This window comes from Lysobacter humi (ex Lee et al. 2017) (assembly GCF_054781815.1).
This window is the reverse complement of sequence record NZ_BAAGTR010000001.1, coordinates 592,377-606,491: the sequence shown is the minus strand read 5'-3', so window position 1 is coordinate 606,491 and position 14,115 is coordinate 592,377. Positions and strand designations below refer to the sequence as shown.

Genomic DNA, 14,115 nt, shown 5'->3' with positions numbered 1-14,115 from the left:
ACGGGCTTCGACCGCCGCAGCGTGGTGGGCCGCGAGCAGGCCCGCATCCAGGCCGCCGCGCGCCGCGCGCAGGCGCCGCGCCCGCTCGCCCGCGAGTTCAGCGCGCTCGCCTACGGCAGCCGCTATGCGAACGCGCCGGTGCCGCTCAAGCGTGCCGGCGTGCGCATGGGCCTGCACGCGAAGTCGCTGGTGGTGGACGAGACGGTCGGCGTGGTGGGCACGCACAACTTCGATCCGCGTGGCGACCGCTACAACACCGAATCGATGGTGGTGATCCGCGATGCGGCGTTCGCGCGCCAGCTCGCGGCGAGCATCGGGCGCGACATCGCGCCGGCGAACTCGTGGGTGATCGCGCCGCGCGACAAGCTCCCGGTGCTGTCGGGCGCGGACTATTCGCTCGGCAAGGCATTCGAGCAGCTGCCGCTGTTCGACTTCTGGCCGCGGCGCTACGCGACGAGCTACGAGTTCCGTGCCACGCCCGAGTGCCCGCAGCCGTTGCCGCCGACGCATCCGCGCTTCCGCGACTGCTACGCACCGGTGGGCGACTTCCCGGAGGTCGCGCTCGGCCTCAAGCGCGTGCTCACGCGCATCACCACCGCGTTCGGCGCGGGGCTCGCGCCGATCCTCTAGCGCGGGCCGGTGCCATCGCAGACTCCCGCCGCGGTGGCGCGCGGGATACAGGCAGCACCGTCCATGCGAAACCCTTCGGTGTGCATTGCGACGCGGTGATGCAGTGACGCGATGCGGCGACGTGAGGCAATCCGCCGCCGCGTCGTGCGAGGGCGCGCGACGCAGGTTCCGCCGGGCCGCTGCAGGTGGTCGCGATGCAGGACGGGCGCCGGGGAATGCGACGGGGGTGGCGTGGCGCTGCGCTGCGTGAGTCGGCGCGAGCTGTTTGTCCGCAGGACGTCTGCCCGCAGGACGATCGCCAGTTCGCCTTCGCCGCGGTGACTCCGCATCGAACATCGCCGCAAGGTCACCTGCAGCCATCCGGTGCCAATGAGCACCGCGCCACGAGCGCGTGGCACGACCGGCACGGCCGCCAGGACGGCGCATGCAGGCCTACCGCAGGGCGCTCGCATTGGCAGGGCTGCAACGGTCCGCCCCAGGCCGGCATCCCAGAGGAACGGGCGGGGCGCTTGCGCCGCCCGGTGCCACGTATCCCGCTCCCCGTAACGCCTCGAGCCCTAGCCCATCGGTGGGGTGACTTATGGCACACGTGAGTATCGATGTGGTGTTGTACTTTACCAACACACCAAGCCACTAACCCCTCCAAGAGATCGCCATGAACGCCACGACCACCACCTCCCGCCCGAACCCGACCGACGCGCGCGTCGTCGCCTTCACGGCCGCCAGCACCGCCCGCCTCGGCACCCGCGACCGCGATTTCGGCGTCGGCTACGGCAAGAGCAGCGGCTATGCCTCCACCCGCCGCTACGCGACCGCTCCGTGGGCCGGCCCGCACTTCCGCGTCGCCTGATCGCCGTCCCGGGTCGCCGGGTTCATCGCCCTCGGGCGGGTGGTCCGCCGGTGTCCTGCCGCTGAAGCCGCTGTCCGTCGTACCGTCCCACCGCTCCACCGTCGTCCGCAGGCCCCCGGCCGCCGCGTCGTTCCTCCGCCGATGCCCCCGCTGCCGCAAGGCGCCCGGGTGTCGGCGTCGAGGTCGCTCCGGCCCGACGTCTGCCGACCGGCGCCACCCGGCCCGGCCCGATGGACGAGCACGGGCCGCGACCGCGTCGGCCTGCGCCACGCGCGCACCCCGTTTCCGAGCGCGCGCCCGCGCCACGACATCCCGGGCCGCCGCGTGGCCTCGCCGGTGCAGGTAACCTTGCCGGGATGACCGAAACCGCCTCCTCGCCGTTCCGCGGCACCGCCACGCTCGACGAGCTCAACGCGCTCTCCGAGGGCACGGTGATGATCCCGCTGGGGATCCGCTTCACCGAGCTCGGCCCGGATTTCCTGCGCGGCACCATGCCGGTCGACGCCCGCACGATGCAGCCCTACGGCCTGCTGCACGGCGGCGCCTCGGTGCTGCTCGCCGAGACGCTCGGCTCCACCGCCGGCAACCTGTGCGTGCCGCCCGACCGCGTCTGCGTGGGCATCGAGATCAACGCCAACCACGTGCGTGGCGTCCGCGAGGGCGAGGTCACCGGCACCGCGCGGCCGCTGCACGTCGGCGCCAGCACGCACGTCTGGGAGATCCGTATCGAGGACACGCGCGGCCGGCTCGTCTGCATCTCGCGCCTCACGCTGGCGGTGGTCGCGCGCGGCTGACGCGCGCCGCGCCGGTCCGGTACGCTTTCACGGATGACCGCGCCGTCTTCCCCCACCGGCGCCGCACCGGGCGCGCCCGTGCTGCGCGCGCTGCGTTACCTCGTCCGCATCCCGCTGCTCACCTGGCATGCGCTCGTGCACCTGCCGGTGACGCTCCTGCTGCTCACCCGCATCAGCCGCCGCTGGCGCTGGGGCGACGAGCCCTTCCAGCACCGGATCATCCGCGCCTGGCAGGCCGGGCTGATGTGGATCTTCGGCTTTCGCCTGGCGCGTCGCGGGGCGCCGCTGCCGGGCGCGACGCTGTTCGTCGCCAATCACGTCGGCTGGGTCGACATCTCGATCCTGCACAGCCAGCGGATGATGGGCTTCGTCGCCAAGGCCGAGATCGAGCGCTGGCCGCTGGTGGGCTGGCTCGCGCGGCGCGGGCAGACGATCTTCCACCGGCGCGGCAGCACCGAGTCGCTCGGCGGGGTGATGGGCGAGATGGCGCGGCGCCTGCGGCGCGGCCAGTCGGTCGGCGTGTTCCCCGAGGGCGGCACCCGCGGCGGCAGCGAAGTCGGCCCGTTCCACGCGCGCATCTTCACCGCGGCCGTCGAGGCGGGCGTGCCGGTGCAGCCCGTCGCGCTCGTCTACGGCGTGGACGGCGCGGCGCAGCAGGTCGTCGCCTTCGGGCGTGGCGAAAGCTTCGCCGGCAACTTCCTCCGCCTGCTCGGCGAGCCGGCGCGCAGTGCGACCGTGCACTTCCTCGAGCCGATCGTCCCCGGCCCCGAGGACGGCCGCCGCCGCATCGCCGAGCTCTCGCGCCAGCGCATCGTCGAGGCGATCGGCGCCTGAGCGCGGTGCCGCCCCCGGTGTTCGACCCGCCGAGGCTGCTGCGCAGCCCGCACGTGCAGACCATGCTCGGCTCGAGCCCGATGCGGCGCCGGCTCGGGCTCGCGCGCCTGCAGGCGCAGCGCCCGGTGACGACCCCCCACATCGTCGACGCCGGCGACGGCGTGCGCCTGCTCGGCCTGCACGACGTGCCCGCGCGGGGCGCCGCCAAGGGTCTCGCCCTGCTGCTGCACGGCTGGGAGGGCAGCGCCGAGTCGAGCTACATGCGCCTGACCGCCGCCGAGCTGCTCGCGCGCGGCTGGGCGACGTTCCGCCTGAACTTCCGCGACCACGGCGAGAGCCACCACCTCAACGAGCAGATCTTCCACTCCAACCGCATCGACGAGGTGGTGCGCGCGGCGGTGGAGGTGGCGCAGCGGTTTGCGGCGCCGCGCCTCGTGGCGGCCGGCTACTCGCTCGGCGGCAACTTCGTGTTGCGCCTCGCGCTGCGCGCGCCGGGCGCGGGGCTTGCGCTCGAGCGAGTCGCGGCGATCTGCCCGGTGCTCGACCCGGCGCGCACGATGGCCGCGATGGACGCGGGCGGCGGGCTGTACCGGCGCTACTTCGAGCGCAAGTGGCGCGCATCGCTCGTGCGCAAGCGCGCGCTGTTCCCGCACTTGCTGCACCTCGACGACCGCACGCTGTCGATGCGCCTCGTCGAGCTCACGCGCTGGCTGGTCGAGCGCCATACCGACTTCGGCACGATCGAGAACTACTTCGACGGCTACACCATCGCCGGCGACCGCCTCGAAGCGCTCGCCGTGCCGGCCGAGATCCTCACCGCCGCGGACGATCCGGTCATTCCGGTCGACGATTTCGCGCGCCTCGTGCTCCCGCCGACCGCTCGGCTCGCGATCACCGCACGCGGCGGCCACTGCGGCTTCCTCGAGGACCTGCGCCTGCACGGCCTTGCCGAGCGCTGGATCGCCGAGCGGCTCGACGCCGCGACCTGAGCGCGCCGCGCGCCGTCCCGTCGCGGACGGCATGGCTACAATCGCCGATTCCCGAAATTCCGGTGCCCCATGTACGACACCGTCCTCGCCGCGCTCCGCCGCAGCGACGCCGACGCCGCGCTCGCCGCCGCGCAGGAACTCGTCGAGCTGCAGCCCGACGACCCGGCCGCGCGCCGCCTGCAGGCGCACGCCCTGCGCCTGGCCGGCGATCATTCCGGCGCGCTCGCCGCGATCGACGCCGCGCTGGCGCTCGCGCCGGAGGACGCCGACCTGCACCTCGAGCGCGCCGGCCTGCTGCTGCACGTGCGCGACCTCGACCGCGCGCAGGCCGCACTCGCGCGTTCGGTGGGCCTGGATCCGAACCAGTTCCCGGCCTACATCATCCAGGCGCAGCTCGCGCTCGGACGCGGCGAGCTCGACGAGGCCGAGCGCCTCGTGCGCACCGCCGCGCGCATCGCGCCCGAGCACCCGCAGCTCGCGGCGGTGGAAGGCACGCTCGCGCTGCGCCGCGGCCGGCCCGACCAGGCGCTCGCGCTGCTCTCCCGCGCGAGTGATGCCGCGCCGCAGGAGCCGATGCTGCGCCATGCGCTGGGCTTCGCCTACCTCGCGCAGGGCCATCTGGCCTTCGCCGAACAGGCCTTCCGCGGCGTGCTGCAGGCACAGCCCGACCACGTCGCGCTCAAGGCGCTGATCGCCGACCTCGTACGTCGCCAGGGCCGTCCGGGCCCGGCCGCGGCCGAGCTCGCGCCACTGCTCGACGACCCGGCGGCGAGCCCCGCGCTGCATCGCCTGGTCGGCGAGCTCGAGGTCGAAGCCGGGCAGGTCGACGCCGCGCTGCCGCGCCTCAAGCATGCCCTCGCGATGCTGCCCGGCGACCGCCGCACGCTCTCGGTGCTGTTGCGCGCGTGGCAGCAGCGCGACGACCGCGACGACGCCCGCAGCACGCTCGACGCCGCGCTCGCCACGCATCCGCACGTGCCCGACCTCTGGCTCGCGCGCCTGGGGGTGGAGACGTTCGCGGGCGACGAGGCCCGCGCGGTCATCGACCGCTGGACCACCGCGATGCCCGACCACGTGCCCGCGCTGGTGGCGCGCATCACCGCACTCGACGCGGCGGGTGATCGCGATGGCGCCGAGACCGCCGCGCAGCGCGTGGTCGAGCTCGAGCCCGGCCACACGCAGGCCGAGATGCGCCTGCTCGACGGGCTCATGCAGCGCGAGCCCGACGCCGCGGCCGCGCGGTTGCGCGAGCTCGCCGAGCGCGCGCCCGATGCGGACGTGCGTCGCGGCCTGCAGCAACTGCTCGGCTTCGCGCTCGACCAGGCCGGCCGCGCCGACGAGGCCGTCGCGACCTGGACCGCCCTGCAGGCCGATGCCGCGGACCAGCGCCTGCCGCTGCCGCCGGTGACCGGGCATGCCGGCCCGTGGCCGGAGACCGCGCCGGTGGCGGAGGACGCGCCCGGCGTGCTGCTGCTCTGGGGCGCACCGGGTTCGATGGTGGAACGCATCGCGCGCACGCTCGAGCTCGCCGGCGGCCCGATGAGGAGCGACCGCCTGGGCCCGCAGCCGCCGAACGATCCGCTGCAGCGCTGGGACACCGCCCCGCGCCTCGTGGCGGGCGAGCTCGACCCGGCCTACATGGTCGCGCAGTGGCGGGCCGCGCTGGCGAGCCGTGGCGTCGAGGACGGCAACGTGTTCGACTGGCTGCTGCACTGGGACAACGCCCTGTTGCTCGCGCTGCGCCCGCACCTGCCCGAGGCCGTGCTGATGTTCGCCGTACGCGATCCGCGCGACATGCTGCTCGACTGGCTCGCCTTCGGCAGCCCGGTGCCGCTGCGGATGGAGTCGCCGCGCATCGCCGCGCAGTGGCTCGCGCGCGTGCTCGACCAGGTGGCCGATGCCTACGAGCAGGCGCTGTTCTCGCTCAAGATCATCCGCCTCGACGAGATCGGCGACGACCCGCGCGCGCTCACCCAGGCGCTCGCCGACAGCCTGCGGGCGGAGATCGCGATCCCGCCGGCGCAGGCGCTCGGCCCGGCGCGCCTGCCGGCCGGCCACTGGCGCCGCTTCGAGGGCCCGCTCGCCGAGGCCTTTGCCGAACTCGCCCCGGTCGCCGCGCGGCTGGGCTACACCGACTGACCGCCGGAGGACCCATGCGCCTGACCAGCCAGAGCTTCGAGAACCGCCAGCGCCTGCCGGGCGAATTCGCCGCGGGCGTGCGCACCGGCGATGCCGCGGGCGTCGGCTTCGGGCCGAACCGCAGCCCGCACCTCGCCTGGGACGACGTCCCGGCGGCAACCCGCTCGTTCGCGCTCGTCGTCGTCGACCCCGACGTGCCGACGGTGCCCGAGATGGTGGGCAAGCCGGGCGTCGAGATCCCGATCGAGCAGCCGCGCTGCGACTTCGTGCACTGGGCGATGGCGGACATCCCGGCCGACATGCGCGAGCTCGCCGCCGGTGCCTGCAGCGACGGCGTCGTGTCGCACGGCAAGCGCGAGCCCGCGGGCCCGCCCGGCAGCCGCCAGGGCCTGAACGACTACACCGGCTGGTTCGCGTCGAACGCGGACATGGCGGGCGACTGGCTCGGCTATGACGGCCCTTTCCCGCCGCCGAACGACCTGCGCCTGCACCGCTACTTCTTCCGCCTGTTCGCGCTCGATGTCGAGCGGCTCGACCTGCCGGCGCGGTTCGCCGCCGCCGACGTCTTCCGGGCCATGCACGGCCACGTGCTCGCCGAGGCGACGATCCACGCCACCTATTCGCTGAATCCCGCGGTGAAGGACTGACGTACCGGGCCGTTAGGATCATCAGGGCGACCCAGCGCGGGTTCATCGCGGGCTCGCCATGATGCGGACACGCCGGGGGACCGGCCGTACGGGAGGCGTCGCAGTGCAGCAGGCGGGTCGATCGGGAATCGGTGGGGCGATGCGCAGGCTCGCCCCGCTCGTGCTCGCCCTCGGGCTCGTCGCCTGCGCCCAGGCGCCCGCACCGCCACCCGCGCCGACCGTCGTACTCGGCGAGGACGCCCCGCCGGCCCCGGCCCGCCTCGCGGCGCCGCAGCCGCAGCCCACCGACACGCTCTCCAGCACCCGCTGGCCCCCCGCGCGAGTGGGCAGCGGCCATGCCGAGGTCAGTTGCGAGCGCGAGGATGCCGACGACGCCCCGCGCGTACTCGACGCCCTCGAATTCTTCAGCCTCGTCGACGCGATGACCGCCTGCCAGTCGACCGGGCTGGTGCGCCTGCACTACAGCGGCCGCATCGACGAGGGCTTCAGCGAGCTCGCCCGCCGCGTCGCGGCGATGGCCGAGCGCATGGACCTGCCCGAGCGCGTGCTCGACCTCGATTCCGCCGGCGGCATCATCGAGGAGGCGATCGAGGCCGGCGACGTGCTCGCCGAGACCGGCTGGACCGTGCGCATCCGCGAGAGCGCGAACTGCCACAGCGCCTGCGTGCTCATCCTCGCCGCCGCCGACGACCGCGACATCGAGGGCGACGTCGGCGTGCACCGCCTGATGCGCGATCGTTCGACGGCGACCTCGCGCGCCGAGCTCAACGAGGAGCTGCGCACGGTCAACGGCCTGGTGCGCGAGTACTTCGAGCGCCACGGCGTCGCCCTCGCGGTCGCCGACCTGATGATGACGGTGCCCAACCGGCGCCTGCGCGTGCTCACCGCCGACGAGCTCGACCTCTACGGCCTGCAGGGTCGCAATGCGGCGCAGGACGACCTCGAGCGGATCGTCGCGCGGCGCAAGTGCGGCGAAAAGTTCGTGCGCCGCCGCGATGCCTTCCAGCGCCAGTACGAGCAGCGCTGCCTCGTCGCCGATGCCGACTGGGAGACGAGCACGCGCTGCGGCCTGGAGCTGCGCGCGGCGTTCGGCTTTCCCGATGCCCGCTGCCCGGCGGAGACCCCGCTCGCCGACGCGGCGCGCCGGTTGCAGCTGGTCGAGGCTCATCGCGCGCGCGTAGCGCAGGCCGCGGAGGCCGGATCGGCCGTCGGCGCCACGAGCGAAGCCAGTGCGACCGCCACACAGGCCGCGACCGCGCCCTGAGCGCACCACGCCATCCGCGCCACCCGAGTCCCGCGGACACCGATCGGCAAAGCGCGAGCGTCGTCGCATTCGCGCGCACACCGGCCGGCGAGTGGTGCGTGACGGCTTAGGCTAGGTGCCCCGGCGATCGCGCCGGCAGGCGCGGGAGGCGAGGCATGCGCAGGTCGGGTGAGGTCGATGATCGCGTCGGATCGGGCACGCTCGAACTCGCCCGCGACCGCGATCGTCTGCGCCAGATCGTCGACGGCCTCGCCGAACTCGCCGCGCTCGGCCTGCCCGGTGACATGCTGATGGAGCGCATCGTCGCCCGCGTGCGCGAGATGACCGGCGCCACCGGCGCCGTGGTCGAGTTGCTCGACGGCGACGAGCTCGAGTACGTCGCCGCCACCGGCAGCATCGCGCGCCATGTCGGCATGCGCCTGGCGCGCGGCACGAGCCTGTCGGGCCTGTGCGTCTCGTTCCGCTCGCTGCAGTACTGCGACGACACCGAGAACGATCGCCGCGTGGACCGCGAGGCCTGCCGACGCATCGGCGCCCGCTCGATGCTGGTGGTGCCGCTGATCCATCGCGACGACGCGGTCGGCGTGGTCAAGGTGGTCTCCGACCGCCCGGGCGCGTTCGACGAGGTGCACGAGTACGCGGTCCGCCTGTGCGCCGGGCTGGTCGCCGGCATCATTGCGCGGCACCTGGTGGCCGAGGAGAGCCGGCGCCTGCTGGTCGAGCGCTCGTTCGCGTTGCAGCGCGCGACCGCGATCCTCGATGCCGCGCCCGTGCCCATGCTGGTGCACGACCTCGACGGCCGCGTCGAGCTGTGGAACGCCGCGGCCGAGCGCCTGCTCGGCTGGCGCGCGGACGAAGCGATCGGCCGCGCGGTGCCGTTCATCGCTCCGGAGCGCCTGCCGGCCTTCCTCGCCGAAGCGCGCCGCTGTGCGGCGGACGACGGTGATGTCGAAGGCCAGCTGGAGTGGATCGGGCGACGCGACGGCAGCCGCGTGGAGATGCGCCTGTCGGCGGTGCCACTCGAGGACGAGCGCGGCCGGGTGACGAGCCTGGTGCGCAGCTTCGACGACGCCCCGCAGCGCCTGCGCGCGCCACGCGGGGGCGATGCACGGGTGCGCCAGCTCACCGCGGCGAGCCGCGATGCGCACATCGCGATGGACGCCGACGGCCGCGTGCTCGAGTGGAACCCCGCCGCCGAGGCGCTGTTCGGCTGGACGGCGGACGAGGCGCGCGGCCGGCTGCTCGCCGAGCTCGTGATCCCGCCGGCGATGCGCGACGCGCACCACGACGGCCTCAACCGCTACGTGGCCTCGCGCCGCAGCGGCGTGGTCGGGCGGCGCCTCCAGTTGCCGGCGCTGCATCGCGACGGCCGTCCGCTCCGTATCGAGATGACGCTGAGCGCGGCCTGGGTCGATGGCGCGCCGGTGTTCGACGCCCTGCTGCAGGACGCCGGCACCGCCGACCCGGCCTGAGCCGCGCGCATACTGACCCCGCACCGCTTCCGAGGAACCCACGATGCCGTCCGCCCTGCGCACCACCGCCGTCGCCGTCCTGCTCGCCGCCACCTGCGCCGCCGTGCCCGCGGCGACCGCGCCCGACCTGCTCGGCCACGCGTTCCGCCCGCTCGCCGGCAAGACCCCCGTGAACCTGCGCAAGGCGTATGGCGGGCAGGTGCTGCTGGTGGTCAACACCGCCAGCAAGTGCGGCTTCACTCCGCAGTTCGAGGCGCTGGAAAAGCTCCACGCGAAGTACCGCCCGAAGGGCTTCGCCGTGCTCGGCTTTCCCTCGGGTGACTTCAAGGCACAGGAATTCGACGACGAGAAACAGATCCAGGAGTTCTGCACGCTCACCTACGGCGTGAAGTTCCCGATGTTCCAGAAGACGCACGTCGTCGGCGACCAGGCGCATCCGCTGTACCGCCAGCTCGCGCAGGCGTCCGGCGAGGCGCCGAAGTGGAACTTCCACAAGTACCTGCTCGGCCGCGACGGCCGGATCGCCGCCACCTGGGGCAGCAAGGTCAAGCCGGACGATCCGGCGATCGTGGCCGCGATCGAGCGCGAACTCGCGAAGCCGCGGCCGAAGTAAGGCGCACGGCGCGGCCTGCACGACGCGCGGCCGGCACCGGCGACGGGTCGACCGCCCCGTGCGCCGGTGCCGTGGCCGCCTACCGGGCGCCGTGCCCGCACGCGACCGCACGTCGCTTTCCGGGCCGCCCGGACATACTCGGGCGCCCGCCGCCCGGTATCGCGATGCTCACGTCCGCGCTCGTCCGCCGCCTGGAGATCGACCCGGCCGCCCACCCCCGCGGCCAGCCGCACATCAGTTCGGCCAGCGGCCTGGTCCTCGTCGGTGACTGGTTCTACGTCGTCGCCGACGACGAGAACCACCTGATCACGCTGCCACGCGCCGGCGTGGACACCGCCGCCATCGGGATGCGGCCGCTCGGCGACGCGCCGCTGCCCGCGGATCCGGCCGAGCGCAAGCGCCGCAAGCGCGACTTCGAGGTGCTCGTCCACGTGCCGCCGCGCGCGCAGCGGCCGTCGATGCTGGTTGCCTGGGGCTCCGGCTCGCGGCCGACGCGCGACGTCGCCTACGTGATCCCGCTCGAGGCCGATGGCCGCCTCGGCGGTGTTCCGCGGCGCGTGTCGCTCGCGCGCCTGCACGACGCGTTGCGTGCGCACCGGGCGCACCTGAACATCGAGGCCGCGCTCGTCCGCGACGACGAGCTGTGGCTGTTCAGCCGCGCCCACGCCAAGGCGCCGTCGAATGGATGGTTCCGCCTCGGGCTCGATGACGCGGTCGGCTTCCTGCTCGCCGAGGACGACGGCGCCGACGTGCCTCCGGTGCGATTCGCCGAGATCGATCTGGGCCGCGGTGGCGACGTGCCGCTCGGCATCGGCGACGCCGTCGGGCTCGATGGCGGGCGATGGCTGCTCACCGCCACGGCGGAAGCCACGTCCAACACCTACGACGACGGCGCCTTCGAGGGCAGCATGCTGATGGTCTGCGAGGCGGACGGCGAGGTGGCCTGGCGGGCGCAGCTCGCGGGCCATCACAAGGTGGAAGGCCTCGCCTTCGACGCCCACGACATGCTCTGGATGACCACCGACGCCGATTCGCCCGACGTGCCCTCCGAGCTGCGCCGCCTGCACTGGCCGCCGCCGGGCTTTCGCGGCTGAGCCGGGCACCGGGCGGCGCGCGGACCGCCCGCCGCGATGATGCGCCGCCGTCGATGCCGGCCTTCGCCGTGGCCAACGCGATGGTGGCGTCGCGCAGGGTCATGTCGGCGCTCCGACGATCGCGGCGTCGGCCGGTGGACGTCGGATGCGCGAGGCATCCGCTGTGCGCCACATCCGCGCTCGCCCCACAGCCGCTCGCGGGGCGCCGCGACCGGGGCCGTCGTCGGCCCGGCATTCGCCCGTCGCCGGTCAGCCCGGCACGAGCCCCAGCAGGGCGACACCCAGTACCAGCCGGTAGACCGCGAATGCGGTGAAGCGGTGGGTCTGGATGTAGCGCAGCAGCCACTTCACCGCGACGAACGCGGTCACCATCGACGCCACGAATGCGACCCCGAGCGCGGCCCAGTCCTCCTGCGCCGCGCCGCCTTCGCCGATCACGTCGACGAGCTCGTAGGCCGTCGCGCCGAACATGGTCGGGATGCCGACGAGGAAGGCGAACTCGGTCGCCGCCGCGCGCGACGTCGTGCCGGCGAGCAGCGCGACGAAGATCGTCGCGGCCGACCGCGACGTGCCGGGAAACACGCCCGCGACGACCTGCGCCACGCCGACCAGGATCGCGACCGTCCACGTCACCGTGGTGCGCTCGCCGATGGCCGCCGCGCGGCGTGCGGCGAGATGTTCGGCCAGCACCATCCAGACCGCGCCGATGACCAGCGCCCAGGCGATCGGCTTCACCGTCTCCGGCAACTCGAACCCGAGCTTCTTGACCACGATGCCCAGCACGGCGGTGACCGCGAACGCCGTCCCGAGCTTGTAGGCATAGCTGCGCCATTCGGCCGGGCTGATGTCCACGCCGAGCGGATCGAAGCGCGCCGCGGTGTCGCGGCCGAGGAATGCATTGAGCAGGCCCCACAGGCGCTCGCGATAGATCACGACCACGGCGAGGATCGCACCCGCCTGGATCGCCACGTTGAACAGGTCGGAGCGATGCCCGAGCCAGCGCTCGGCGATCAGCAGGTGGCCCGTGCTGGAGATCGGCAGGAACTCGGTGATGCCCTCGATGATGCCGAGCAGCAGGGCGTTGATCAGGTCGGACATCGGGCGGGTCGCTGGGGCGAGGGCCGCATGGTACGGGCTGGGACCGTTCCACAGGCATGCACCATGCTGGTGCCGCGTCACGGCCGGTGCACGTCAATGGTGCGGTTTTCGGCGCCTGCAGTGCATTGCTTCCATAGATATCAAGCAGTTAACCGAAGCGGCCGGTTGGCATCGTCCTTGCTGTGAAGACCGGGTCAGCGCAATCCCGCGCCGCGCCCTTGCCCTCCCTCGGAGCCGCCATGTCCCTCGAGAACGTCGAAAAGCTCATCCGCGACCACGCCGTCGAATTCGTCGACCTGCGCTTCACCGACATGCGCGGCGTCCAGCACCACGTGACGTTCCCGGCGTCGATCATCGAGGCCTCGCTGTTCGAGGACGGCAAGATGTTCGACGGCTCGTCGATTTCGGGCTGGCGCGGCATCCAGCAGTCCGACATGGTGCTGCTGCCCGATCCGTCGACCGCCTTCCTCGATCCGTTCACCGCGGACCCGACGCTGGTGCTGATCTGCGACATCCTCGACCCGACCACGATGCAGGGCTATTCGCGCGATCCGCGCGGCATCGCCAAGCGCGCCGAGGCCTTCCTGAAGTCGTCGGGCATCGCCGACACCGCCTTCTTCGGTCCCGAGCCCGAGTTCTTCATCTTCGACTCGGTGCGCTTCGCCAACGAGATGGGCCACACGTTCTTCCACGTCGACTCGGAAGAGGCGCACTGGAACTCCGGCCGCGACTACCAGGGCGGCAACACGGGCTACCGCCCGATGGTGAAGGGCGGCTACTTCCCGGTCGCGCCGCTCGACTCCCTGCACGACATCCGCGCCGAGATGTGCAAGACGCTCGCCGCCGTCGGGCAGGAAGTCGAGGTGCACCACCACGAGGTAGCCAACGCCGGCCAGTGCGAGATCGGCGTCAAGTTCAACACGCTGGTGAAGAAGGCCGACGAGCTCACCACGCTCAAGTACGTCATCAAGAACGTCGCGCACCGCAACGGCAAGACCGCGACCTTCATGCCCAAGCCGATCGTCGGCGACAACGGCTCCGGCATGCACGTGCACCAGTCGCTCGCCAAGGGCGGCACCAACCTGTTCAATGGCGACGGCTACGGCGGCCTGTCGCAGACCGCGCTCTGGTACATCGGCGGCATCTTCAAGCACGCCCGCGCGCTCAACGCGTTCTGCAACTCGACGACGAACTCGTACAAGCGCCTGGTGCCGGGCTTTGAAGCCCCGGTGATGCTCGCCTACTCGGCGTCGAACCGCTCGGCCTCGTGCCGCATCCCGTTCGTGGCGAACCCGAAGGCGCGGCGCGTGGAGTTCCGCTTCCCCGACCCGATGAACTCCGGCTACCTGATCTTCGCCGCGCTGATGATGGCCGGCCTGGACGGCATCAAGAACCAGATCGACCCGGGTGCGCCGAGCGACAAGGATCTCTACGACCTGCCGCCGGAAGAGGAGAAGGGCATTCCGACGGTCTGCCATTCGCTCGACCAGGCGCTCGACGCGCTCGATGCCGACCGCGACTTCCTCAAGGCCGGCGGCGTGTTCACCGACGACTTCATCGACGCCTACATCGCGCTGAAGATGAAGGAGGTCACCGCCTTCCGCGCGGCGACGCATCCGCTCGAGTACCAGATGTACTACACGATCTGATCAGGCTGAGGGCTGAGGGCTGAGGGCTGAGGGCTGAGGGCT

12 protein-coding genes and 1 pseudogene are annotated in these 14,115 nt (G+C 72.9%); 12 read left to right on the top strand and 1 reads right to left on the bottom strand.

Going from position 1 to position 14,115, the window contains the following annotated elements; translation table 11 throughout:
• From ACYVJJ_RS02610 to ACYVJJ_RS02560, 11 genes and pseudogenes are all read left to right on the top strand, one after another.
• Nucleotides 1–630, top strand: a 630-nt coding sequence (locus tag ACYVJJ_RS02610) for a phospholipase D-like domain-containing protein (RefSeq protein WP_460830852.1), incomplete at its 5' end; no start/stop codon positions are given.
• A gap of 655 nt (nt 631–1,285) precedes the next feature.
• Nucleotides 1,286–1,480, top strand: a complete 195-nt coding sequence (locus ACYVJJ_RS02605; protein ID WP_460830851.1) for a hypothetical protein — start codon at nt 1,286–1,288, stop codon at nt 1,478–1,480.
• A gap of 356 nt (nt 1,481–1,836) precedes the next feature.
• The gene (locus ACYVJJ_RS02600) at nt 1,837–2,274 is read left to right on the top strand and encodes a hotdog fold thioesterase (RefSeq protein WP_460830850.1); all 438 of its coding nucleotides are present in this window, start codon (nt 1,837–1,839) and stop codon (nt 2,272–2,274) included.
• Nucleotides 2,232–3,108 (top strand): annotated as a pseudogene (locus ACYVJJ_RS02595) (lysophospholipid acyltransferase family protein). The gene ACYVJJ_RS02600 and the pseudogene ACYVJJ_RS02595 overlap by 43 nt, the downstream one beginning before the upstream one ends.
• The gene (locus ACYVJJ_RS02590; protein WP_460830887.1) at nt 3,105–4,097 is read left to right on the top strand and encodes a YheT family hydrolase; all 993 of its coding nucleotides are present in this window, start codon (nt 3,105–3,107) and stop codon (nt 4,095–4,097) included. The pseudogene ACYVJJ_RS02595 and the gene ACYVJJ_RS02590 overlap by 4 nt, the downstream one beginning before the upstream one ends.
• 69 nt (nt 4,098–4,166) lie before the next feature.
• Nucleotides 4,167–6,236 (top strand): tetratricopeptide repeat protein, encoded by a 2,070-nt coding sequence (locus ACYVJJ_RS02585; protein ID WP_460830848.1) that lies wholly within the window; start codon nt 4,167–4,169, stop codon nt 6,234–6,236.
• Nucleotides 6,237–6,250: 14 nt separating this feature from the next.
• On the top strand, nt 6,251–6,883 hold the full coding sequence (locus tag ACYVJJ_RS02580) for a YbhB/YbcL family Raf kinase inhibitor-like protein (RefSeq protein WP_460830847.1): 633 nt from the start codon (nt 6,251–6,253) through the stop codon (nt 6,881–6,883).
• 139 nt (nt 6,884–7,022) lie between these two features.
• Nucleotides 7,023–8,147, top strand: coding sequence for a COG3904 family protein (locus ACYVJJ_RS02575; RefSeq protein WP_460830846.1), 1,125 nt, complete (start codon nt 7,023–7,025; stop codon nt 8,145–8,147).
• 155 nt (nt 8,148–8,302) lie between these two features.
• Nucleotides 8,303–9,619: a PAS domain-containing protein gene (locus ACYVJJ_RS02570; RefSeq protein ID WP_460830844.1), complete on the top strand. Its 1,317-nt coding sequence runs from the start codon at nt 8,303–8,305 to the stop codon at nt 9,617–9,619.
• Nucleotides 9,620–9,662: 43 nt separating this feature from the next.
• A complete protein-coding gene (locus ACYVJJ_RS02565) occupies nt 9,663–10,232 on the top strand; it encodes a glutathione peroxidase (protein ID WP_460830843.1) in 570 nt (189 codons plus the stop codon).
• 164 nt (nt 10,233–10,396) lie between these two features.
• Complete coding sequence (locus tag ACYVJJ_RS02560) at nt 10,397–11,326, top strand: DUF6929 family protein (RefSeq protein ID WP_460830842.1); 930 nt, start codon at nt 10,397–10,399, stop codon at nt 11,324–11,326.
• Nucleotides 11,327–11,575: 249 nt separating this feature from the next.
• Here the strand turns inward: ACYVJJ_RS02560 and ACYVJJ_RS02555 are convergent, their stop codons facing one another.
• A complete protein-coding gene (locus tag ACYVJJ_RS02555) occupies nt 11,576–12,424 on the bottom strand; it encodes an undecaprenyl-diphosphate phosphatase (RefSeq protein WP_460830840.1) in 849 nt (282 codons plus the stop codon).
• 239 nt (nt 12,425–12,663) lie between these two features.
• Between ACYVJJ_RS02555 and glnA the strand changes: the two genes are divergently transcribed.
• Nucleotides 12,664–14,073 (top strand): type I glutamate--ammonia ligase, encoded by a 1,410-nt coding sequence (glnA, locus tag ACYVJJ_RS02550; protein ID WP_460830839.1) that lies wholly within the window; start codon nt 12,664–12,666, stop codon nt 14,071–14,073.
• Nucleotides 14,074–14,115 lie beyond the last annotated feature (42 nt).

Coding starts and splice junctions, on each gene's coding strand:
- ACYVJJ_RS02600 (WP_460830850.1), top strand. CDS start 1,837: ATGACCGAAACCGCCTCCTCGCCGTTCCGCGGCACCGCCACGCTCGAC.
- ACYVJJ_RS02580 (WP_460830847.1), top strand. CDS start 6,251: ATGCGCCTGACCAGCCAGAGCTTCGAGAACCGCCAGCGCCTGCCGGGC.
- ACYVJJ_RS02605 (WP_460830851.1), top strand. CDS start 1,286: ATGAACGCCACGACCACCACCTCCCGCCCGAACCCGACCGACGCGCGC.
- ACYVJJ_RS02565 (WP_460830843.1), top strand. CDS start 9,663: ATGCCGTCCGCCCTGCGCACCACCGCCGTCGCCGTCCTGCTCGCCGCC.
- ACYVJJ_RS02575 (WP_460830846.1), top strand. CDS start 7,023: ATGCGCAGGCTCGCCCCGCTCGTGCTCGCCCTCGGGCTCGTCGCCTGC.
- ACYVJJ_RS02585 (WP_460830848.1), top strand. CDS start 4,167: ATGTACGACACCGTCCTCGCCGCGCTCCGCCGCAGCGACGCCGACGCC.
- ACYVJJ_RS02560 (WP_460830842.1), top strand. CDS start 10,397: ATGCTCACGTCCGCGCTCGTCCGCCGCCTGGAGATCGACCCGGCCGCC.
- ACYVJJ_RS02555 (WP_460830840.1), bottom strand. CDS start 12,424: ATGTCCGACCTGATCAACGCCCTGCTGCTCGGCATCATCGAGGGCATC.
- glnA (WP_460830839.1), top strand. CDS start 12,664: ATGTCCCTCGAGAACGTCGAAAAGCTCATCCGCGACCACGCCGTCGAA.
- ACYVJJ_RS02570 (WP_460830844.1), top strand. CDS start 8,303: ATGCGCAGGTCGGGTGAGGTCGATGATCGCGTCGGATCGGGCACGCTC.